Origin of the sequence: Rhodobacter sp. SY28-1 (assembly GCF_005222785.1) — a bacterium.
In the GTDB taxonomy this organism is placed as follows: Bacteria; Pseudomonadota; Alphaproteobacteria; order Rhodobacterales; family Rhodobacteraceae; genus Tabrizicola.
The window spans coordinates 1,258,671-1,278,078 of the sequence record NZ_STGH01000001.1; the positions used below are offsets into that span (position 1 = coordinate 1,258,671).

Below are 19,408 nucleotides of genomic sequence, written 5' to 3' on the forward strand. Positions count from 1 at the left end.
TATGGGTTCGGGTCAAGTCTAATGGAGAGCCGCGATGAAGCGCACCTTTCAACCGTCGAACCTGGTTCGCAAGCGCCGCCACGGCTTCCGTGCGCGCATGGCCACCAAGAACGGCCGTCTGGTCCTGGCAGCCCGCCGCGCCAAGGGCCGTCACAAGCTGACCGCCTGACCTAGCGCCCCACGGGGCGTCGGTTTGCGAATGACACCGCCGGAGACCCAGGGCCAAGGCAATGCCGCCGAAGCGCCCGCGAGGCCTCCGGCGGTTTCGCTTTGCGTGATGGCCAAGCGGGCCGATTACCTGAAGGCTGCCTCGGCACGGCGGCAGGGGACCGGAGGGTTCCTTCTGCAGGCGCGCGACCGGGCGGACGGAACGGTCGAGGCGCGCGTGGGGTTCACCGCGTCGAAGAAGATCGGCAATGCCGTCTTGCGCAACCGGGCCAAGCGCCGCCTGCGCGCCCTTGCGCGCGAGATTCTGGCGCCCGAGGCGCGTCCCGGCTGGGACTATGTGCTGGTCGCGCGGCCCGAAGCCACGGTGTCCCGGCCCTATGCCGACCTTTGCGCCGACCTGAAGCAGGCGCTGGCCACTGTGCACCGGGGGCGGTCGTGACGCCCTTGGCGCAGATCGTGGCCCTGCCGGTGCGGGCCTACCGGCTGCTCCTGTCGCCCTGGGTCGGCCACGGTTGCCGCTTCCAGCCCACCTGCTCGGCCTATGCCCTGGAGGCTTTGGAGCGGCATGGCGCGGTGAAGGGGAGCTACCTGGCCGCGCATCGCATCTGCCGCTGCCATCCCTGGGGCGGGCATGGCTATGACCCGGTGCCGGGGGCCGACCCTGAGCATGACGCGGAGCGGTAGGGCCGGGGGCCAAATTTCTTGGGCAAGAAATTTGTCAAAATCCTTGCTTAAGGATTTTGGGTCACTCCATCGTCGCGATCAGCGCGCGCAGGGTTTCGATCCCCTCGCCCTTCTCGGAACTGGTCACCACGATTTCCGGGTACGCCGCCGGATGCTTCCCCAGCGCGCCCTTCACCTGTTCGATCACCGCCTCGCGTTCGACGCGGTTGATCTTGTCGACCTTGGTCAGCACCGCCTGGAAGGTCACCGCGCTGCGGTCGAGAAGGGTCAGAATCTCCTCGTCCACCGCCTTCACGCCATGCCGCGCGTCGATCAGAACGAAGGCGCGACGCAAGGTGACGCGGCCTGACAGGTACTGCTTCAAGAGCGCCTGCCATTTGGCGACGATGGCCACCGGCGCCTCGGCATAGCCATAGCCGGGCAGATCGACGAGATAGCGTTCCTCGCCCAAAGCGAAGTAGTTGATTTCCTGCGTCCGGCCCGGGGTGTTCGACGCCCGCGCCAGCGTCTTGCGCCCCGTGAGCGCGTTGATCAGGCTGGATTTGCCGACGTTCGATCGTCCGGCAAAGCAGACCTCCAGCCGGTCGGCCGGGGGCAGGCCGGACATCGCGACCACGCCCTTGACGAAGGTGACCGGCCCGGCAAACAGCAGCCGGCCGGCCTCACGCGCCTCGTCCTCGGGCTCGGGGGTCAGAGAGAAGGTCATGGCCATCAGCGCACCTCGTCGTTGACCGCGATCCGGCCGCCCGTCAGGACGCGGGCGAAGACGCCGAAATCGGTATGGCCGTAGGCAGTTTCCAGCGCCCCCATCGTGTCGGCATCCTGCAGGCCGGTCTCGGGGTTCGCTCCTGTCGCGCGGCAGCGGCCGATCGGTTCCTCGACCCGCAGTCGGACCGGGCCGATCGTGAGCTCCTCGCCGATCAGGTCAAGTTCGGCCCACGGGGCCCAGCCGTCGACCCAGATGTTGCCGCGGAAGCGGTGCGGCGACAGGCGGGTGCCCATCTGGGCCGAGAGCTCGCCCAGCGAGGTGACCGAGTTGATCGAGACCAGCGGCTGGTCCTGGTCGGTCAGCGCCTGTCCCGGCACGCGGATCACCCGTGCGGGTTCGGGGCGGTTTTCCGGCCAGAGGGGGCGCAGCCAGTCGATCAGCCGTGCGGCATCCGCCGGGTCGTCGGGGCGGAAGGTTTCGCTCGGGCGGCGCGGGTGGCTTAGCGTGACCTGACCCGCCGCTGTATCCGAAGCGCAGGAAATCGCCATCAGGTCGGCCGAGCCCCAGCCGCGCAGGAACTGCAGTTTCGGTGCCCAGGTCGGCGGCTCGGTCAGACGGGCGGCGGCATGGGCCACGGCCCAGACCCGGTCGAAGGGAAAGGCCGCGCCTTCGGTCAGCACAGCCTCCGCCACGGTCTCATAGCCCGCGGACTTGATCGGGTGGCGCACCAGTTGCGCGATGTGCCCCCCGACAAGCCGTGTCACTTCTTGCCCTTCTTCGGTGCCGGGGCAGGGGGTGTCACAGCCTTGGTCTTGGCTTCGGCCTTCGCGGCCTTGGCCGCGCGGATGTTGCCGAAGATGTCGGGGCGTTTGCCGTGGCTCCACATGATGAGATATTGCTGGATGAAGGTGATCGTGTTGTTGGTGATCCAGTAGACCACCAGCCCGCTGGCGAAACCGCCCAGCATGAACATGAAGACCCAGGGCATCCAGGCGAAGATCTGCTGCTGGACCGGATCGGTGGGCGCCGGGTTCAGCTTTTGCTGTGCCCACATGGTGATGCCCAGAAGGATCGGCAGCACCCCGATGAAGATCAGGTGCAGCACGGTCCCCGGCATCGGCGCATCCCAGGGCAGCAGGCCGAAGGCGTTGAACAGCGAGGACGGATCGGGCGCGGACAGGTCCTTGAGCCAGCCGAAGAACGGCGCGTGGCGCAATTCGATGGTGACGAAGATCACCTTGTAGAGCGCGAAGAAGATCGGGATCTGGATCAGGATCGGCAGGCAGCCCGCGGCCGGGTTCACCTTCTTGTCGCGGTAAAGCTGCATCATCTCGCGTTGCAGCTTCTGCTTGTCCTCACCCGCGCGTTCCTTCAGCGCCTCCATCTCGGGCTGCAGCTCCTTCATCCGCGCCATCGAGACGTAGGATTTGTAGGCCAGTGGCAGCACCAGGAATTTCAGGAAGAAGGTCAAACCGATGATCGCCCAGCCCATGTTGCCGATTTGGGCGTTCAGCCAGTGCAGGACGGCAAAGATCGGCTTCGTCAGGAAGTAGAACCAGCCCCAGTCGATGGAATCGATGAAGCCCGGGATGCCGCCTTCGTTTTCATAGGCGCGGATCGTGGCCCATTCCTTGGCGCCGGCGAAAAGGCGGATGGTCGAGACCGTCTCGGCCCCGGCGGCAAGGCTGACGGCGGCGGGGCGCACGTCGGCAAGATATTCATTCCGGGCCGGGTCGTATTTCAGGACCTGCTTGTAGGGCTGGCCCTGCTGGGGAATCAGGGTGGTCATCCAGTAGTGGTCGGTGAACCCCACCCATCCGTCCGTCGTCGCCTCGATCACCTCGGCGGGCATGCCTTCGGTGGGCACAACCTCGAATTCGGTCAGGTCGGCATAGTCGGTCTCGGTCAACTCGCCATCAGCGCGCTGGATCGCGCCCTCGTGGACGACGAAGATGTTCTGCAACTGGGGCAGGCCCTGGCGGGCGATCAGGCCATAGGGCTGCAGCGTCACCGCCGTGGCCGAGCCGTTCTGGACGCGGTCGGTGACCGTGAACATGAAGTCTTCGTCCACCGCGATTTCGCGGGTGAAGGTCAGGCCCTTGGTATTGGTCCAGCGCAGTGTGACCGGCTGGTCGGGCGCAAGGGTGGTGCCACTTGCAAGCTGCCATTCCGTCATCGGTCCAGGGACGTCTGCGGCCTCAAGACCGGTGCCATGGGACCAGCCGAACAGCGCGAAGTAGGGCAGCGCCTCACCGGCGGGCGACAGCAGGCGGACAACCTGCGACTGCGGTTCGATGGTCTCGCGGTAGCCCTTCAGCGACAGGTCGTCGATCCGGCCGCCAAGCAGCGAAATCGACCCCAGTAGCTTTGGCGTGTCGATGGTCAGTCTCGGCGCTTCGGGCACCGGGGTTGCCTCGGTCTGAGCCGTGGCCGCTGTGGGTTCGGCCGGAGTGACGGTGGCATCGGTGGTCGCCCCTGTGACGGTCTCGGTCGCCGGGGTCACCGGCGGTTCGGGCGGTGGGAACAGCACGAACCAGACGATCATCACCGCCGCGCTTAGAACCATCGCCAGGATCAGGTTCTTGTTGTTCTGCTCTTCCATCTGCCCGCCACCATGCCGATCATCGGATCAGCGGTGCTTCAACGACAGCCCTTGGCAAAGGTCAAGCAGTTTCGCCCGCGACGGCAGGGCCTGCCGATCAATTCTGAGACTTCGCGGGCCTGTCCCAACCCCGCGGCCTCAGCCCTTGCGCTCCAGCCGGTAGCTGCCCTCGGGCAGGTTCAGCGCAGCCGCCAGGTCGCGCAGCTGGGTCAGGGACAGGGTGATCCGCAGCACCTCATCCGTTTGCGGATCGGCCTGTTCGACCGTCACGCAATCCTCGAAGGCGTTGATCACGATGTCTTCCATCAAGGGCAGGTCACCGCCCTCGTCGACAAGGGTGATTACGGTGGCGTCGAATTCGTGCTCGATGGTGAACATGGGGGCAGGCTACCCGCGCGGGTCCGGTTCGGCAATGTCAAAGGCGGGATGACAGCTTGGTGAGCCGCCCTTTCCCTTCCCCTGCGATTTGCTACCCTTCGCGCATCCCATCGAGGTCCCTGATGCGCCATCCCCTGATCCTTGTCCGGACCTTCGTCCTGGCCCTTGCGCTGGGCGGCTGCGTCGCGCCCTCTCCCGCCCCGCCGCCGGTCGCCCCGCCGGCCCCGGATGGGCGGGTCCAGCCTGCCCGGGTCGCCGCCGAGACCTTCCTTTCGGTCGTGGCCAGGGTCGAGCCGGTGGCGGAAAGCTATTGCCGCAGCCGGGCTGTTGCGAAGAACTGCGATTTCCGCATCGTCGTCGATGACCGCCCCGGCCAGCCGCCGAATGCGTTCCAGACGCTCGACCGGTTCAACCGTCCGGTGATCGGTTTCACGCTGGCCCTGATCGCGGACGCCCGCAACGCCGATGAACTGGCCTTCGTCCTGGGCCATGAGGCCGCGCACCACATTTCCGGTCACATCCCGAAACGGCAGGACCAGGCGCTGTCGGGCGCACTCCTGGCCGGGGTGCTGGCCCAGGCAAGCGGCCTTTCCCCCGAGGAGGTCCGCGCCGCGCAGAACATCGGGGCGGAAGTCGCGGCGCGTAGCTACTCGCGCGAGTTCGAGCTGGAGGCGGATGCCCTGGGGGCCGAGATTGCCTTCCGGGCTGGCTATGATCCGGTGCGGGGCAGTGGTTTCTTCGACCGTTTGCCGGACCCGGGCGACAGGTTCCTGGGCAGCCATCCCCCGAACGCCGAACGCAAGGCGCTTGTCGCCGCCACGATGCGTCGCCTGCGCGGGTTTTGATCTGCGTCAAGGCATCCCGGTCGCGCCTTGCGCAGCATGGGCGCAAGACCGGAGGGAATGACATGATCGGATATCCAGAGGCGCCGAAGGCCTGGTGGCTTACGCGCGGGATGGCGCGGATTTCCGGGGTCAACCTGCCACGCGCGGTGGTCGAGGGCTGGCTGCAGCGGGGTGAGTTGGAAGAACTGATCGCCCGCTGCGCGGCCTGTCGACAAAGCGAGGTGTGCGAGACCTGGCTGGTCCAGTCTGGCACAGCGCTGGCGATGCCGGACTTCTGTCCGAACAAGCCGGGGATCGAAGCTCTCGGCTGAATGCTGCCCGTCCTTCGGGCACCGGGGCGGCGGCCCATCCCCTCTGGCTTGCCGCCCCGTCTTTCTTTACCACGGCGCCATGATCGTCCTGGAAGACATCCTGCGCGACCGCGGCTCGCGCTATGCCGCCGCCGTGGGGACGGTGCGCAGCAAGGCCGAGATCGACGCTTTCCTTGCCAGCCTGCGCCAGCGCCGCAAGTTCGACAAGGCGACGCATCACAGCTGGGCGGCGCTTCTGGCGGACGGCGGGCCGCTGAAGAACGACGACGGCGAAGCCGGGGCGGGAGCTGTCATCCTGAAGATGCTGGAGCGGGAAGCCCGACCGGACACGATCGTCGTGGTCACCCGCTGGTATGGCGGCACGCATCTTGGCGGCGACCGGTTTGCCCATATCGTCACCTGCACCCGTGCGGCGCTGGCTGCCCTGCGCGCCTCTGGCCCCTAGGTCGTATTCGTGAAGTTGAATGAAAATGTTGGTCTGCGATTGGCAGACCTGCTAGCCTTCGGTCACGGGCCGTCAGAGCCCGGCGAACGAGGGAACGGACATGAATATCTCACGCGGTTTCATAGTGATGGGTGCGGTCTATCTGGTCGTTGGTATCGTTTTTGGGTCTTACATGGGCGGCAGCGGCGATCATTCTCTTGCGCCCGTCCATGCGCATATCAACCTTCTGGGCTTCACGCTGATGACCGTCTTCGGCTTCGGCTACCGGATGATCCCGGGGCTTGGCGACGGCACCTTGCCCAAGGTGCACTTCTGGCTGCACCAGATCGGTGCATTCGGGCTGTTGCTTGGGCTGTTCCTGATGATGTCCGGCCGGGTGGCCGATACAACCATCGGCCCGATCTTCCCGGTGCTGGAGGGCGCGATCCTGCTGGGGGCGGTCCTCTGGCTGGTGGGCGTCGTCCGCCGCGCCTGACGACCCGGCCCCGGAGACTTGGCGCAAGCGGCCTCCGGGGCTAACCTTCCGGAAAACGGGGGGACACATGCTTCACGCGCTGCAGGCCGAGGCACGGCGGCTGGCCAATACGGTGATCTGGTCCTGGGACGGCTTCCGCGCCGCCTGGGCCACGGAAAAGACGCTGCGGCAATGGACCCTGGCGAACGTCCTGTCAGCCGCGCTGGCGTTCTGGCTGGACCTTGCACCAGGGGAACGGGCGCTGATCCTGGCGCTGGGCCTGCTGGTCCTGGCGGCCGAGCTGATCAACACCGCGATCGAGGAAGTGGTGGACCACATCTCTCCCAATCCCGATCCGCGGGCGAAGAAGGCTAAGGACTGTGGCTCGGCCTGCGTGGCGCTGGCGGCGATTGCGGCGGGGGTGGCCTGGATTGTGGTGCTGGTGGGGTAATCAGGGCAGCGGCTGCAACTCGACGATTTCGTATAACAAGTCCTCCACCGGCGCCTCGCGTTCCACCTTGCAGGCCCCGCGATCCGAGACCTCGGAAAAGAGCGTGTTCTTGAGCCCGCTTTCCGACGGAGCAACCCAGACCGAATCCACCAGGCAGGTGTTCACGCCCCACTCGTGTTCGGCACATATTGCGTCCACAATCCGGACGGCGCGGACATAGGGGCAGAGATAGACCTCATCCAGCTTTTCGTCACGGTAGGCCGGGGCCGTCCCTGCTGCCATCCGTTCGCGCAGGGCGGCGTACCGGGCCTTGGCCTCAAGCACGATCTGGCCCACCTGGATTTCCTGATAGTTGGCGTAGATCGCGGCATTTGTCAGAGCGGACAGTGCCCAGCGGTCTGTCTGCATTGGGTCGGTGCTGGGGCCTAGAACATGTTTGGCCGCAAAGTCGAGCGCCGCGGCACTGCGGGGCGCAAGCTCGACCAGCCTTCTGGAGCGGACATCCAGGTCTGTCATGCGCCACTTCCGCAGGTCGGCCAATTGGCTTGCGATTTCCTTGCGCTCGGCTTCCGTCGGGTCGGGAATGTGCAGCACTTGCCCTTCGACGAACAGGTCTTCGATTTCGTAAAGTTCGGCCAACTCGACCAGGGTCTTGGGATCGCCCGGGTCGCGATCCGCAGCAAGGGTGGCAGCGGCTATGTCCTGATCCAGGGCCGTCGCAAACCCTGCCTTGTCCGGCATGTCACCCATGCGAAGCAGGTCCTTGTTCGGCGCAAGGATCGGGTAGACCGACATCCTGCCCTCTGCCTTCAGACGGTCGCTAAGCAGGGCCACGGCGTTCTGGGGAAGCAGGTGTTCGCGGGCCAGGCCCATGAGCTCACGTTCGAGGTATTTCTTGTCGGCCAGGGGCTCCACGACCAGAATGGCCTTGTCCTTCATTTCCCCCCAGACCCGGCCGCGCAGGATTGCCTGAGCAAGGCAGATGTCAGGACTATAGTCAGACACATCCGCGACCTGACCGGCAAAGTAGCTGCAAAGCGCCTGCATCAGTTCCACCGAGCCACCCCAGGCAGGTGTCAGATTGCTGGCGGCCAGGACAAGGCTGTGGCGGTTCGGGTCCACTGCCATGATCCGCTCAAGCTCGACAAGCGAAGCCTCGCCCCTGCCGGTCACGACGCTAAGCAGAATAACGGCATCCGATGCGGGCAGAAAACGGGGATCGATACGGGTCGCCCGTTCGGCCAGTGACAGGCCCTCCCCATACATCCGATCTGCTTCTTCCAGAAGCGGCTGCCAAGTGTGACGCCGGACGCGTTCTCCCCTGATCTTTGAGGCCCCCCAGTACAGAGACCAGGCTCGCGCAGTGAGCGCGGTCGCATTGTCCGGCGCTGCGGCGACCCAGGACCGGGTAAAGTTCACAGTGTCCGGGTCTGTCGCGGCCAGTGCCCAGACAAGATCGCGCTGGGCTGTCCGGTCCGGTGCGTCCTTGATCTGGGCTTCTACGGCCGCAAAGTCACCTGCATGGGCTGCCTTGAGCAGGGTCTCGATGGGATCGGCCTGGGCCAAACGGACGGGGGAAAGCAACGCGATGATCAGAAAGATATGCCGGAACAAAACGGGCCTCTCCGCAGGTGCAAAGTCAAAATTGCGCACCGCCAGTGTTGTCCACAGTCAACCGGAAGTATAGCGGATTTCCGTTGGATCAGTCGCAAGCGGGCGCTTGGGGCCGCTATGGCTCCTCCCTCGACGGGCCAGGGATTGCTCGCCCGGGTTGTTCTGGTGGCCTAAGGCCGGTCGCAGATTCCTTCGTCGTCGCGCCAATGATTGCAGTCGACGCCAAAGCCCGAGACGAAGGTGAAATCCGACTGCGTCATGTCATTGCCAATGCTTTTCGCGCAGCCCGGCCCGCCCCAGATCGACCCGCCCAGATGAAATGTGACCGAGCTCTTGTTCGGCGCCTGGACGCAGCAGACCTCGTGGATCGCTTCGCGAAAAAGCGAGCGGGGCGGCTCATACAGCCGGATACCCTCCCACGCCATTCTTGCCCCACGTCGGGCCGAAGTCATGTCGGCGCATTGCAACGGCAGGGCTCCGTCAAAACGATGGTCGGCCCAGACGATGTCCAGGCATTCATCCAACTCGGCGCGCGCACGTTCGCGGCACTTGTCGGCGTTGGCCTTGTTCTTGCACGGTCCTTGACCGGTCAGGTAAGCCAGCACGACCGCAGGCTTGCCGGAGGTCTGCACTTCGATGCTCGCCCTGCAACTGCGCAGGATGTCGGATGTTGCAGGAGCGACGTGGGCCGCAGCCAGAAGGGCGGCAATGACAAACGGGCGGCGCATGGCGACCTCGCATGGGATTGAATGACTTCAGGCAATGCGCAAGCCTACCACAGGTGGCGCGTCACGTCATCCTTGTCCGGTCTTAGACCAGCCGCCCCCACAGATCATACTCACCAGCCTCGTCCACCTCGACCGTCACGATGTCCCCCGGCTTCAGCGCCTCGAAGCCCTCGTCAATGAACAGGTTGCCGTCGATCTCGGGCGCATCGGCCTTGGTGCGGCAGGTCGCGCCGTCCTCGTCAACCTCGTCGACGATGACTTCCAGCACTTTTCCAACCTTTGCGGCCAGTTTCGCCTCGGAAATCGCCTGGGCTTTTTCCATAAAGCGATCGAACCGGTCCTGCTTCACCTCTGCGGGCACATGGTCGGGCAGGTCGTTCGACCGGGCCCCGGCAACATTTTCGTACTGGAAGCAGCCGACCCGATCCAGCTGCGCTTCGTCCAGCCAGTCGAGCAGGGTCTGGAACTCGGCCTCCGTCTCGCCCGGGTAGCCGACGATGAAGGTGGACCGCAGGGTCAGGTCGGGGGCAATGGCGCGCCAGGCGGCGATCTCGTCCAGGGTGCGCGCGGCGGCGGCGGGCCGGGCCATCCGCTTCAGCACCTCGGGGTGGGCGTGCTGGAAGGGGATGTCGAGGTAGGGCAGCACCAGCCCTTCGGCCATCAGCGGGATCAGGTCGCGGACATGGGGGTAGGGGTAGACGTAGTGCAGCCGCACCCAGGCCCCCAGCTTGCCCATCTCGCGCGCCAGGTCGGTGATATGGGCGCGCACCTCGCCACCCTTCCAGGGTGACAGGTCATGCTTGCGGTCGACCCCATAGGCCGAAGTGTCCTGGCTGATGACCAGAAGCTCCTTCACCCCCGCCTCGACCAGCTTTTCCGCCTCACGCAGGACGGCATGGGCGGGGCGGGACACCAGTCGCCCGCGCATGTCGGGGATGATGCAGAACTTGCACTTGTGATTGCAGCCTTCGGAAATCTTCAGATAGCTGTAGTGCCGCGGCGTCAGGGAAACCCCTGTCGCGGGCAAAAGGTCGATGAACGGGTCGGGCGCGGGCGGCACGGCACCATGGACCGCATCCAGCACAGCCTCGTATTGGTGCGGGCCGGTCACCGCCAGCACCTTCGGATGCGCGCCGGTGATGTACTCCGGTTCCGCCCCAAGGCAGCCGGTTACAATCACCCGGCCGTTTTCCTGCAAGGCCTCGCCAATCGCTTCCAGGCTTTCCGCCTTGGCCGAATCCAGAAACCCGCAGGTGTTCACGATCACCGCATCCGCGCCCTTGTAGTCCGGGCTGATCGCATAGCCCTCTGCGCGAAGGCGGGTCAGGATGCGTTCGCTGTCCACCAGCGCCTTGGGGCAGCCCAGCGAGACCATGCCGATGGTCGGTTGCCCCTCTCTCCGGGTGTCGGGGACAAGGGCGCGGGCAAGGTCGGGGCGAAGGATCGGCGGGTTCTCGGACATGGGCGCCCTATACTCCGCGCCGTTCCGTCTGGAAAGCCCAACGCGGCAAGGGCCTCTCGGCCATTTGATGCCAGTCGGGCGGCCCTGACTTGGCAATCCGGCGCCGTGGGACGTAAACTTCGGCAAAACAAGAAAATCCGAGGAGTTGAGCATGCGCTGGATCATCCGGGTCGGGATTGCTTTGGCGGTGGTGGTCGTGCTGGCCTTCGGACTGCTGGCCACCGTTCCGTCCGAACGCATCGCGCAGGCGGTCTCGGGCCAGTTCGAGGCGATGACTGGCCGCAAGCTGGACGTGCTGGGCGAGATCAAGCCCCGGCTCTGGCCGAGCCTTGGGGTAACCACTGGCCCGGTCAGCATCGAGAATGCCGACTGGGCAGAGAGCGACCAACCCCTGTTCCGCGCCGAAGGCCTGTCGATCGACGTCAATCTGGGGGCGCTTCTGGGCGGCGAGGTGAAGATCCTTGGCCTGACTGCCGACCGGCCCGAAATCAATCTTGAACGCGCCGCCGATGGCCAGGCGAACTGGGTCTTCGCGGCAGGCAGCACGGGTGAGGCTGGCGGCGCAGGCGCCGTTCCTCCCCCCGCCACCGGCTTCACCCTGGACGAAGGCTCGATCACTGGTGGTCGAATCCAGTTCATCGACCGCCAGACCGGACGCAGCATCGCGCTGGATGAGGTGAACGCCAGCCTGTCGATCCCCGATTTCTCGGGCCCCTTCACCCTGGCTGCGACGGCCCTGTCCAGCGGGCAGCAGGTAGCGGTCGACCTGTCGGGCGAGGTGTTCTCGGCCTTCGCCATGGGTCGCGTCGTGCCGGTCAAGGCCAGTCTGGTGGCGGGTAGCAGCAAGCTGGGCTTTGAGGGTCGCGGCGGCTATGCGCCCTTTGCCGCCGAGGGGGCGCTTGTGGCCGACCTGTCCGACCTGCCCGCGCTGGGGTCGCTCATCGGCAGCGATCTTGCCCGGCCCAACCCTGGACTTGGGCATGACCGGCTGCAGATCAGCGGGCAGCTGACGCTGGACGGAACGGGTGCCGCCTTCCTCCGCGGGGCCGAGATCGTTGCGGACACCAACCAGATCAAGGGGGACCTCGACCTAACCCCCGGCGAGGCGCGCCCCCGGCTGAAGGCCCAGCTGGCCGCCGGTCCGATCTCCATCGGGACCGGACCTGCCGGCGAGATGGGCGGTGGCGAGGCCGGGGGGATGCAGGCCGAAGGCTGGCCCGAGGGCGAGATCGACGTCTCGGCCCTTGGCGTGATGGATGCCGAGATCGCACTGGCGGCGCCCTCGGTCGACCTTGGGGTCCTGAAACTGGGTCAGACCCGGGTGCTGATCACCGTCGACCGCGCGCGGGCGGTGACCGAAATCCGCGAGATGCAGGCCTATGGTGGCCAGATCAGCGGTGACTTCGTGACCAACGGGCGGGGTGGCCTGTCGGTCGGCGGACGTCTGTCGTTCGCGGGCCTGCAGACCGAACCGCTGTTCACCGATCTTGCCGGCTGGGACCGTCTGGTGTCGACCGGCGATTTCGAGCTGGAGTTTCTGGGCGTCGGCAATTCGGTCGCGGCGATCATGCAAAGCCTGAAAGGTCAGGGAAACCTTGAACTTGGCAAGGGGGAGCTTCGGGGGCTCGACATCGGTGGCATGCTGCGGACGCTGGACCCGGGCTATGTCGGTGAGGGGCAGAAGACGATCTTCGACGGACTGGCCGGGACATTCTCGATTGCCGACGGGGTCCTGTCGAACAGCGATCTGAAACTGGTGGCACCCTATCTGACCGCTTCGGGCGCGGGCGAGATCGGTCTTGGGGCACGAACGCTCGACTATCGCATCCGCCCGACGGCCCTTGCGGCAGAAGACGGGACCGGAGGGGTGATGGTGCCGCTGTTGATCACCGGGCCCTGGGCCAAGCCGCGGTTCCGTCTGGACCTTGAATCCATCGCGCGGGAAAAGATGGAAGCCGAGGCGAAGGCGGTGGCAGAGCGGTTGGAGGCCGAAGCCAAGGCCGCCGAAGCTGCCGCGAAGGCGGAACTGGAGCAGCGGCTGAGGGAGGAGCTTGGCGTCGAGGTCGCCCCCGACGAGTCGCTCGGCGAAGCGGCCGAACGCGGCGCACGCGAGGCACTGGAGGACGAGGCGCGCAAGGCGCTGGACGAAATCCTCGGTGGGAACTGAGGCCCGGCCCGGCATTGTGATGGGCACAAGTTTTGATCAAAAGCTTGTTGATGGTTCGGCCAACCCGTGTTGAGACTGCTTCAGTCTTGGCACAGGAGGCGGACCGATGCGGGTCTTCATCAACGGGTTCGGGCGGATCGGCAGGTCGGTTCTCCGGGCCTACCTGCTGACCCCCGAAAAATGGCCGGGGCTGGAGATCGTCGGGATCAACGACATCGCGGCACCCGAGATGTGCGCCTATCTGTTCGAATACGACTCGGTCTTCGGGCCGTGGCGGGGGACGGTCGGCTTGCAGGACAGCGGGCTGGTGGTGGATGGCCGGTGTCTGCCGCTGCATCGGACGCCCGACTTGTCGACGCTGGACTTGCAGGGTGTCGATCTGGTGATGGAATGCACCGGCCGGGCCGAGGCGCCGGAGGTGGCAGGGCGGGGGCTGCGGGCCGGGGCGGGACGGGTGCTGATCTCAGGGCCGTCCGGGGCGGCGGAAGCGACAGTGGTGCTGGGGGCGAATGACGGGGTGCTGGACGGGCAGAGGATCGTCTCGAACGCCTCCTGCACGACGAATGCGCTGGCCCCGCTGGCGAAGCTGATTCATCAGAACTGGGGGATCGTGACGGGGTCAATGACGACGGTCCACTGCTACACCGGCAGCCAGCCGACGGTGGATGCGCCTGCCGCCGACTACCCGCGCAGCCGGGCGGCGGCTTTGTCGATGGTGCCCACGACGACCTCGGCGGCGCGGCTATTGGACGGGGTGCTGCCCGAGATCGCGGGGCGGATCGTGGCGCAGGCGGTGCGGGTGCCGGTCGCCAGCGTGTCCTGTGTGGATTTCCATCTGGTGACGGAAAAACGGCCCTCGGTGGAGGAGGTCAATGCAGCCTTCCGGGCGGCCGGGGGGGTGATCGGGGCGACGGACCGGCCGCTTGTCTCGACAGACCTGCGGGCGCGGGCGGAGTCGGTGGTGATGGCCTGCCCGGAGACGAAGGTCTCGGCAGGCGGGATGCTGCGGGTCTTCGGGTGGTACGACAACGAGTGGGGGTTTTCCAACCGGATGCTCGACATGGCGCTGCTGATGGGGTGAGTGTCAACGGTGGACAAACGCCGGGATTCCTGTGATTTCAACAGGTTGGGCGCGGGCGTTAGGGATTTGGAAAGGTTTGCCTTCCGGGGCTTCCGGACGGCTCGTCGGGGACTTCGCCCTCCTCGCAGGCATCCTCCAACGAGGAGACGAAGTCGAACGAGGAGGCGTCAGATGGGCTTAGTGAACAGGATCCACTCCCGCGCGTCAACCTGCCAGTCTTCCTTGACGACGGGGCGGCGGGCGATCTCGGTAAACCCCTTTGCGCGGTACAGGCGCAGCGCGTCCTGATGGGTGTCCTCGGCGATCAGGCTGATGGTGGTGCGGCCCATGTGACGAGTCACCTCCTCGGCCTTTGCCAATAGCGCGGACCCAAGCCCCTTGCCGCGATACTGGGGATAGGTCGCCAGCACGTTCAGATACCACGCACCCGGCGCAAGGTTCTCCAACTCGATCAGCGGCACGAACAGGGGTTGGGTGTCGGGCTCGATGGGTTCGGGCTCCAGCGCAGCGGGGTAGCCCAGCAGGCAGGCGGCGACCTGGCCGTCGACTTCGGCCAGCCAGGCGTTGCGGTAGGAGAAATTCCCCGTCTCGCGCGCGGCCCTTTCGCGACCAAGCGCCATCGGGTCGCCGTCAGGACCGACCGACTTCTTCCAGAAATGCAGCGGCAGGTCGTCGGCGGCCATGTTGATGAAACGGACCAGATGGTCAGCGTCACTGGGTTTGGCGTCACGGATCAGCATCGGTTGCACCTCCTGTCAGGCCAAGGGTGAACCAGACCGGGCATCGCCTTGCAAGGCGGAAACCGACGGGAAATGGCGCGTACCGGCCTTGCGTGATCGGGAGCGGGAACCTACCAAAGGCCGATGACAGGGAGAACCGCCATGACCGACACCGTTTTCCGCTTTCCCGCCCCCGGCCCCGAGCCGATGGTGACCGACCTTGAAGGCTGGGTGAAGACCGAAGGCACACCCTCGATGAAGACCTGGGTCCAGCATACCAGTGCAGATGGCAGCGTCATCAGCGGGACCTGGGAGGCGACTGTGGGGTCGTGGCACGCATCCTACAAGTTCTACGAATTCGTCCACCTGATCGACGGCCAGATCACCATCACCCCGGACGGTGGCAGCCCGGTGACCCTGCGACCGGGCGATGCCTTCGTGGTGGAGCCGACCTTCAAGGGGACCTGGAAGATCGAGGCTCCGGTCCGGAAGCATTTCTGCATCAAGCTGAAGTAGGCCTTGCGGACCTGCTGTCGGGGAAGGTGACCGTTTGCAGGAAGGAACTGCCCGATCCCGGTGGGGGCAGGCATAGCCTGCTGAAGTCACTGCAAAACAAGGCCCGCGCTGGTGCGAAGCATGCTATGTAGGTCCCATCAGTCACGGATGAGTCGAGGGACCGACATGCTGTCACGCTCTGCCCCTTCAGTTTCTCTGCGCGGTCTGCTGGTCGCTGTAATCCTGATCGCCTTTCAAGCGCTTGCGGCACCGCCTGTGGCCGCGCAGGCCACCGAGCGGGCCGAGCCGGTCACGGGACCGGGGGTGGTGACGATCGGCAACATCGCCGCAAACACCCGGGTCAACGTCCGGGCCGGTCCGACGGCGCTGTTTCCCGTGGTTGGGACGCTGTCATTCGGAACCCGGGTGAACAAGGGCGTGTGTGTCGGTGGCGGCAGTGCGCGGTGGTGCGAAGTCACCACGATGGACGGCAGGATTTCCGGCTATGTCTCGGGTCGCTTTCTGGTCGAGGGTGCGGCCCCGCCGCCCGACGATGGCCTGACCGGCGGACCGGATTACTGGAAGGTGCGTGGTCTGGCGTCGAACGAACGGCTGGGCGTGCGCCTGGAGCCTAAATCCGGATCCGCGGTTCTGGCGACGCTGCGCAATGGCGAGATCGTCCGCAATCTGGGTTGCCGGATGACCGGATCGACCCGGTGGTGCCGGATCCGGTCGACCACGGGGATGGACGTGACCGGCTGGGTGGCGGGGCGCTATCTGACGGAATCCGCGAGACCTCCGGTCACGCCGCCACCAATCCCGGATGACGGGGGCCCCGATTTCTATGTCGTGCGGGGCCTGACGGCAGGCGACACGCTGAACGTGCGGACCCGGCCATCGACGCAGGGCGAAGTGATTGCCCGTCTGGCGCAGGGGGCCAGGGTGCGGAACCTGGGGTGCGAGACCTCGGGGCAGACGCGGTGGTGCAAGATCCAGACAACGGGCGGCGTCCAGGTCACCGGCTGGGTCAACGGGCGCTATCTGCGCGAGGGCTGACGCTTCGCATTTGGCCGGGGCGTGAGCCTGCTGCGCTTCGGTCTCAATCCAGCCCGTCGTCGGGGATGTTCAGCACGGTCCCGCAGGCCTTGCAGTGGACGGCGTCGTGGTCATGCCGGCGCAACCCGCAGGTCGGGCAGGGGAAATGCGCCTTGGGCGGGCGCAGGACGACCTGAACCAGCCGCAGGAACAGGCTGATGCCGAAGATCATGATGGTGACGGCAATCAGCTTGCCGCTGGTGCCGACCAGCGTGATATCCCCGAAGCCGGTCGTGGTCAGGGTGGTCACGGTGAAATACAGCGCATCGACGTAGTTGGTGATCTTGTCATTCACCTGGCCTTGCGTCTGGTAGACCAGCGAGGTCATCGCGAAGATGAAGATCACAAGATTAAGCGCGGCGCGGATCGTGGTTTCGTTGCGGCGGAATCCGGGAATGTCGTCGCGCAGTTGGGCCAGCGTCTGCGGCGAGTGGACCACCCGGTAAAGCCGCAGGACGCGCAGGAACGCGAGCCCCTCGCCCCAGATCGGGACGAGGAGCGAGACGATGACCAGAATGTCCGCGATGCCCCAGAAGCTGAGAAAGTCCTTCAGCGGGCGGCGCGAGATCCAGAGCCGCGCCATGAAATCGGCCAGGAAGACGAGACCGATACCAATGTCGATCCGGATGTGGTGCGGCCCGCGTTCGAGGAAAGAGGAAGCGACAAGCCAGGCGACGGTCAGCAGGTCAAAGGCGAGGAGGCCATAGCGGAAGCGGTCTCCGGTCGGGCCAGCGCCTTCGTACAGCGCGCGGAGGCGGGAGCGGAGGGTTGTGTCGGTCATGCGGGTCCTGCCTGGGGCGCTTGGGCCGAGAGTAGCCGGGCCGGGGCAGGCTGTCAGGGGGGAAAGCGGGGGCGGCCCTACCGGTCATGGAAGGGCCGCGCCTTGTGTCAATGGTCGGCCTGCGCAGCGGCGGCCTTGATCGCGTCGGTCTGATCTTCGGTGCCGTTGAAGAAGGCGTTCAGGATCACGGCGGTGATCGAGGCGAGGAGGATGCCGCTTTCGATCAGCGGGTGGATGTCGTGCGGCATCCACTGCTTGAAGTTGGGGGCCACCAGCGGGATCATCCCCATTCCGACCGAGACCGCGACGATGAACAGGTTGTTGCGGTTCCTGGCAAAGTCGACGCCCGCAAGGATGCGGATGCCGGTGGCGGCAACCATGCCGAACATCACGAGGCCCGCGCCGCCGAGGACCATGGTGGGTACGGATTCAACCAGTGCGCCCATCTTGGGGACGAGGCCGAGGACGATCAGGATGATGCCCCCCGCGACGCAGACAAAGCGCGAGCGGACTCCGGTCACCCCGACGAGGCCGACGTTCTGGCTGAAGGACGTGTAGGGGAAGGTGTTGAAGATCCCGCCAATCAGGGTGCCAAGGCCGTCGGTCCGCAGGCCCGAGGAGAGCATCGGTTGCGTGACGGGCTTGCCGGTCATGTCGCCCAAGGCCAGGAACATGCCGGTGGATTCGATCATCACCACGATCATGACGAGGGTCATGGTCACGATCATCACCAGGTCAAAGGTCGGCGTTCCGAAATGGAAGGGTGTGATCAGGCCGAACCACGAGGCATCGGCGACCTTGTCGAAGGTCATCTTGCCCAGCGCCACGGCGATGACGGCGCCGATGATGATGCCGAGAAGGACCGAGATGTTGGCGACGAAGCCCTTGGCGAAACGGGCGATCATGAGGATGGACACCAGCACGATGGCCGAGATAGCCACATTGCCCAAGGGCGCGTAGGCCGGGTTCATCATCGTCGGGGCCGGGGCGAACTTCGCGGGAAGCTCAGGCAAGCCGGTCACGGTGCCTGCGGCGGCGCCTTCGGTCACGGCTTTCAGCCAATCGGCATGGGCCGGGTCGATGATCGATGGGGCGGTCGGGCCGACGGGGTTGCCGAAGATCCAGTTGATTCCGATCCGCATCAGGCTGACGCCGATGACGAGGATGATCGTGCCGGTCACCACGGGCGGGAAGAAGCGCAGCATCCGGCTGACCAGCGGCGCGATGATGATCGAGATGATCCCGGCGGCGATGATCGCGCCGAAGATCGCGCGGGCGCCTTCCGGGCCGGGGTTGGCGTTGGCCATCGCGACCATCGGGCCGACGGCGGCGAAGGTCACGCCCATCATCACCGGCAGTTTGATCCCGAACCACTGGGTCGCGCCCATGGACTGGATCAGGGTGACAAGGCCGCAGACGAAGAGGTCGGCCGAGATCAGGAAGGCCACGTCGGCCGGTTCCAGTTTCAGCGCGCGGCCGACGATCAGGGGGACGGCGACGGCGCCGGCATACATGACGAGAACGTGCTGCAGGCCAAGCGTGAACAGCTTTGGCGGGGGCAGCATCTCGTCCACGGGGTGCGTGGTGGACATTCGGTTTCCTTTTCCCTTGGGGCTTGTTTGTATTCGCGCCGTCTGCACAAGGCCCCTGCCTGCGCTCCGGTTAGGCGCCCCCTTACGGGGCGAGGACCGTCCACGGTTCGGTGTAACGGTGTTCTTCCAGGTTCGGGGTCGGCCCGATACGGTCGACCACGGCAAAGATGCCGGGGGCGGAGAGCGGTGTCAGCACGCCGTGCCAGGTGCCGCGATGGAGGTTGATGCCCTGCGACCCGTTTGTCAGGAAAGCGCGCGGCTCTGCCTGCGGATCAGGCGCCACGATGACAAGGAAGGGGGCGTCCGTCATCGGCAGGAAGGCTTGCGAGCCTTCAGGGTGACGTTCGATCAGGTCGAAGCTGTAGGGGAGCGACCGGGGCCTTGCATTGAAGATCGAGATGCCTGCGCGGGCATCGCCGAAGTCGAGCCTTGCCCGGTCGTGATGGCGTTTGCACATCCCTTCGTTGATCAGGCGGTGGTCGCCGGTGGCCTCCAGCACATCGCCGAAGGGGGCGAAGGCTTCGGCGGTGAGGGGAAGGGGGCGCAGGGTTCTCATGGTGCTGCGCCCTGTGGCTGGCCATCATGGGGCTTCACGCCCCCCGGACCCCCCGTGGAGTATTCTGGACA

The 19,408-nt window shown here is 65.8% G+C and carries 23 protein-coding genes; 12 read left to right on the plus strand and 11 right to left on the minus strand.

All coding sequences use genetic code 11. From position 1 onward, the window contains the following. The first annotated feature begins 34 nt into the window (after positions 1-34). From rpmH to yidD, 3 genes are read left to right on the plus strand one after another with little or no spacing between them, the layout of a single operon-like run. Positions 35-169, plus strand: coding sequence for a 50S ribosomal protein L34 (rpmH, locus tag E8M84_RS06140; protein WP_103259146.1), 135 nt, complete (start codon positions 35-37; stop codon positions 167-169). A 30-nt stretch (positions 170-199) separates the two neighbouring features. Continuing rightward, positions 200-607, plus strand: a complete 408-nt coding sequence (gene rnpA / locus E8M84_RS06145) for a ribonuclease P protein component (protein WP_137110262.1) — start codon at positions 200-202, stop codon at positions 605-607. Further along, a complete protein-coding gene (gene yidD, locus E8M84_RS06150) occupies positions 604-852 on the plus strand; it encodes a membrane protein insertion efficiency factor YidD (protein WP_137110263.1) in 249 nt (82 codons plus the stop codon). Before rnpA ends, yidD begins: the two co-directional genes overlap by 4 nt. Positions 853-913: 61 nt before the next feature. Here yidD and yihA read toward each other — a convergent pair whose 3' ends face one another. From yihA to E8M84_RS06170, 4 genes are all read right to left on the minus strand, one after another. Next, positions 914-1,564 carry a ribosome biogenesis GTP-binding protein YihA/YsxC gene (gene yihA, locus E8M84_RS06155; protein ID WP_137110264.1) on the minus strand — a complete coding sequence of 217 codons (651 nt, stop codon included), beginning with the start codon at positions 1,562-1,564 and terminating at the stop codon, positions 914-916. Next, positions 1,564-2,325 (minus strand): MOSC domain-containing protein, encoded by a 762-nt coding sequence (locus tag E8M84_RS06160; protein WP_240790294.1) that lies wholly within the window; start codon positions 2,323-2,325, stop codon positions 1,564-1,566. The genes yihA and E8M84_RS06160 overlap by 1 nt, the downstream gene beginning before the upstream one ends. After that, positions 2,322-4,163 (minus strand): membrane protein insertase YidC, encoded by a 1,842-nt coding sequence (gene yidC, locus E8M84_RS06165; protein ID WP_137110265.1) that lies wholly within the window; start codon positions 4,161-4,163, stop codon positions 2,322-2,324. The genes E8M84_RS06160 and yidC overlap by 4 nt, the downstream gene beginning before the upstream one ends. 138 nt (positions 4,164-4,301) lie before the next feature. Continuing rightward, positions 4,302-4,541: a hypothetical protein gene (locus tag E8M84_RS06170; protein ID WP_137110266.1), complete on the minus strand. Its 240-nt coding sequence runs from the start codon at positions 4,539-4,541 to the stop codon at positions 4,302-4,304. Positions 4,542-4,663: 122 nt separating this feature from the next. On the opposite strand from E8M84_RS06170, the gene E8M84_RS06175 reads away from it, so the two are divergent. The 5 genes from E8M84_RS06175 (at position 4,664) to E8M84_RS06195 (ending at position 7,047) form a co-directional block, all read left to right on the plus strand. Continuing rightward, a complete protein-coding gene (locus E8M84_RS06175) occupies positions 4,664-5,386 on the plus strand; it encodes a M48 family metallopeptidase (protein ID WP_137110267.1) in 723 nt (240 codons plus the stop codon). 62 nt (positions 5,387-5,448) lie between these two features. Next, complete coding sequence (locus E8M84_RS06180; protein WP_137110268.1) at positions 5,449-5,697, plus strand: DUF6455 family protein; 249 nt, start codon at positions 5,449-5,451, stop codon at positions 5,695-5,697. 79 nt (positions 5,698-5,776) lie between these two features. Then, positions 5,777-6,142 carry a YigZ family protein gene (locus E8M84_RS06185; protein ID WP_137110269.1) on the plus strand — a complete coding sequence of 122 codons (366 nt, stop codon included), beginning with the start codon at positions 5,777-5,779 and terminating at the stop codon, positions 6,140-6,142. A gap of 100 nt (positions 6,143-6,242) precedes the next feature. Then, a complete protein-coding gene (locus E8M84_RS06190; protein WP_137110270.1) occupies positions 6,243-6,617 on the plus strand; it encodes a cytochrome-c oxidase in 375 nt (124 codons plus the stop codon). Positions 6,618-6,684: 67 nt separating this feature from the next. Next, positions 6,685-7,047 (plus strand): diacylglycerol kinase, encoded by a 363-nt coding sequence (locus E8M84_RS06195; protein ID WP_137110271.1) that lies wholly within the window; start codon positions 6,685-6,687, stop codon positions 7,045-7,047. On the opposite strand, the gene E8M84_RS06200 is transcribed toward E8M84_RS06195, so the two are convergent. From E8M84_RS06200 to rimO, 3 genes are all read right to left on the minus strand, one after another. Next, a complete protein-coding gene (locus E8M84_RS06200) occupies positions 7,048-8,661 on the minus strand; it encodes a hypothetical protein (protein ID WP_137110272.1) in 1,614 nt (537 codons plus the stop codon). It lies immediately after the preceding gene. Between the two features lie 170 nt (positions 8,662-8,831). Continuing rightward, positions 8,832-9,389: a hypothetical protein gene (locus E8M84_RS06205; RefSeq protein ID WP_137110273.1), complete on the minus strand. Its 558-nt coding sequence runs from the start codon at positions 9,387-9,389 to the stop codon at positions 8,832-8,834. Positions 9,390-9,471: 82 nt separating this feature from the next. Next, positions 9,472-10,851 (minus strand): 30S ribosomal protein S12 methylthiotransferase RimO, encoded by a 1,380-nt coding sequence (gene rimO / locus E8M84_RS06210; protein ID WP_137110274.1) that lies wholly within the window; start codon positions 10,849-10,851, stop codon positions 9,472-9,474. 151 nt (positions 10,852-11,002) lie between these two features. Here rimO and E8M84_RS06215 point away from each other — a divergent pair, with 151 nt between their 5' ends. Together E8M84_RS06215 and E8M84_RS06220 are read left to right on the plus strand one after the other, a co-directional pair. Beyond that, positions 11,003-13,018, plus strand: coding sequence for an AsmA family protein (locus E8M84_RS06215; RefSeq protein WP_137110275.1), 2,016 nt, complete (start codon positions 11,003-11,005; stop codon positions 13,016-13,018). Positions 13,019-13,124: 106 nt separating this feature from the next. After that, entirely contained in the window at positions 13,125-14,099 is a 975-nt protein-coding gene (locus E8M84_RS06220; protein ID WP_137110276.1) for a type I glyceraldehyde-3-phosphate dehydrogenase, read from the plus strand. Between the two features lie 167 nt (positions 14,100-14,266). On the opposite strand, the gene E8M84_RS06225 is transcribed toward E8M84_RS06220, so the two are convergent. Then, a complete protein-coding gene (locus E8M84_RS06225; protein ID WP_137110277.1) occupies positions 14,267-14,839 on the minus strand; it encodes a GNAT family N-acetyltransferase in 573 nt (190 codons plus the stop codon). 141 nt (positions 14,840-14,980) lie between these two features. Between E8M84_RS06225 and E8M84_RS06230 the strand changes: the two genes are divergently transcribed. Further along, the gene (locus tag E8M84_RS06230; protein ID WP_137110278.1) at positions 14,981-15,334 is read left to right on the plus strand and encodes a cupin domain-containing protein; all 354 of its coding nucleotides are present in this window, start codon (positions 14,981-14,983) and stop codon (positions 15,332-15,334) included. 165 nt (positions 15,335-15,499) lie between these two features. Then, positions 15,500-16,369 carry an SH3 domain-containing protein gene (locus E8M84_RS06235; protein WP_170971858.1) on the plus strand — a complete coding sequence of 290 codons (870 nt, stop codon included), beginning with the start codon at positions 15,500-15,502 and terminating at the stop codon, positions 16,367-16,369. A 43-nt stretch (positions 16,370-16,412) separates the two neighbouring features. Here E8M84_RS06235 and E8M84_RS06240 read toward each other — a convergent pair whose 3' ends face one another. The 3 genes from E8M84_RS06240 to E8M84_RS06250 all read right to left on the minus strand — a co-directional run bounded on the left by E8M84_RS06240 (position 16,413) and on the right by E8M84_RS06250 (position 19,337). Next, positions 16,413-17,189 (minus strand): potassium channel family protein, encoded by a 777-nt coding sequence (locus E8M84_RS06240; protein ID WP_137110280.1) that lies wholly within the window; start codon positions 17,187-17,189, stop codon positions 16,413-16,415. 107 nt (positions 17,190-17,296) lie between these two features. Continuing rightward, a complete protein-coding gene (locus tag E8M84_RS06245; protein ID WP_137110281.1) occupies positions 17,297-18,781 on the minus strand; it encodes a nucleobase:cation symporter-2 family protein in 1,485 nt (494 codons plus the stop codon). Between the two features lie 82 nt (positions 18,782-18,863). Next, the gene (locus tag E8M84_RS06250) at positions 18,864-19,337 is read right to left on the minus strand and encodes an ureidoglycolate lyase (protein WP_137110282.1); all 474 of its coding nucleotides are present in this window, start codon (positions 19,335-19,337) and stop codon (positions 18,864-18,866) included. Positions 19,338-19,408 lie beyond the last annotated feature (71 nt).

Excerpts from the sequence above, each read along its gene's own strand:
- yihA (WP_137110264.1), bottom strand. The coding sequence starts at position 1,564 with ATGGCCATGACCTTCTCTCTGACCCCCGAGCCCGAGGACGAGGCGCGT.
- E8M84_RS06245 (WP_137110281.1), bottom strand. The coding sequence starts at position 18,781 with ATGTCCACCACGCACCCCGTGGACGAGATGCTGCCCCCGCCAAAGCTG.
- E8M84_RS06250 (WP_137110282.1), bottom strand. The coding sequence starts at position 19,337 with ATGAGAACCCTGCGCCCCCTTCCCCTCACCGCCGAAGCCTTCGCCCCC.
- E8M84_RS06175 (WP_137110267.1), top strand. The coding sequence starts at position 4,664 with ATGCGCCATCCCCTGATCCTTGTCCGGACCTTCGTCCTGGCCCTTGCG.
- E8M84_RS06195 (WP_137110271.1), top strand. The coding sequence starts at position 6,685 with ATGCTTCACGCGCTGCAGGCCGAGGCACGGCGGCTGGCCAATACGGTG.
- E8M84_RS06180 (WP_137110268.1), top strand. The coding sequence starts at position 5,449 with ATGATCGGATATCCAGAGGCGCCGAAGGCCTGGTGGCTTACGCGCGGG.
- E8M84_RS06230 (WP_137110278.1), top strand. The coding sequence starts at position 14,981 with ATGACCGACACCGTTTTCCGCTTTCCCGCCCCCGGCCCCGAGCCGATG.
- rnpA (WP_137110262.1), top strand. The coding sequence starts at position 200 with ATGACACCGCCGGAGACCCAGGGCCAAGGCAATGCCGCCGAAGCGCCC.
- rpmH (WP_103259146.1), top strand. The coding sequence starts at position 35 with ATGAAGCGCACCTTTCAACCGTCGAACCTGGTTCGCAAGCGCCGCCAC.
- E8M84_RS06235 (WP_170971858.1), top strand. The coding sequence starts at position 15,500 with ATGCTGTCACGCTCTGCCCCTTCAGTTTCTCTGCGCGGTCTGCTGGTC.
- E8M84_RS06220 (WP_137110276.1), top strand. The coding sequence starts at position 13,125 with ATGCGGGTCTTCATCAACGGGTTCGGGCGGATCGGCAGGTCGGTTCTC.
- E8M84_RS06170 (WP_137110266.1), bottom strand. The coding sequence starts at position 4,541 with ATGTTCACCATCGAGCACGAATTCGACGCCACCGTAATCACCCTTGTC.
- E8M84_RS06190 (WP_137110270.1), top strand. The coding sequence starts at position 6,243 with ATGAATATCTCACGCGGTTTCATAGTGATGGGTGCGGTCTATCTGGTC.
- E8M84_RS06225 (WP_137110277.1), bottom strand. The coding sequence starts at position 14,839 with ATGCTGATCCGTGACGCCAAACCCAGTGACGCTGACCATCTGGTCCGT.
- E8M84_RS06215 (WP_137110275.1), top strand. The coding sequence starts at position 11,003 with ATGCGCTGGATCATCCGGGTCGGGATTGCTTTGGCGGTGGTGGTCGTG.
- E8M84_RS06240 (WP_137110280.1), bottom strand. The coding sequence starts at position 17,189 with ATGACCGACACAACCCTCCGCTCCCGCCTCCGCGCGCTGTACGAAGGC.
- E8M84_RS06185 (WP_137110269.1), top strand. The coding sequence starts at position 5,777 with ATGATCGTCCTGGAAGACATCCTGCGCGACCGCGGCTCGCGCTATGCC.
- rimO (WP_137110274.1), bottom strand. The coding sequence starts at position 10,851 with ATGTCCGAGAACCCGCCGATCCTTCGCCCCGACCTTGCCCGCGCCCTT.
- E8M84_RS06205 (WP_137110273.1), bottom strand. The coding sequence starts at position 9,389 with ATGCGCCGCCCGTTTGTCATTGCCGCCCTTCTGGCTGCGGCCCACGTC.
- yidC (WP_137110265.1), bottom strand. The coding sequence starts at position 4,163 with ATGGAAGAGCAGAACAACAAGAACCTGATCCTGGCGATGGTTCTAAGC.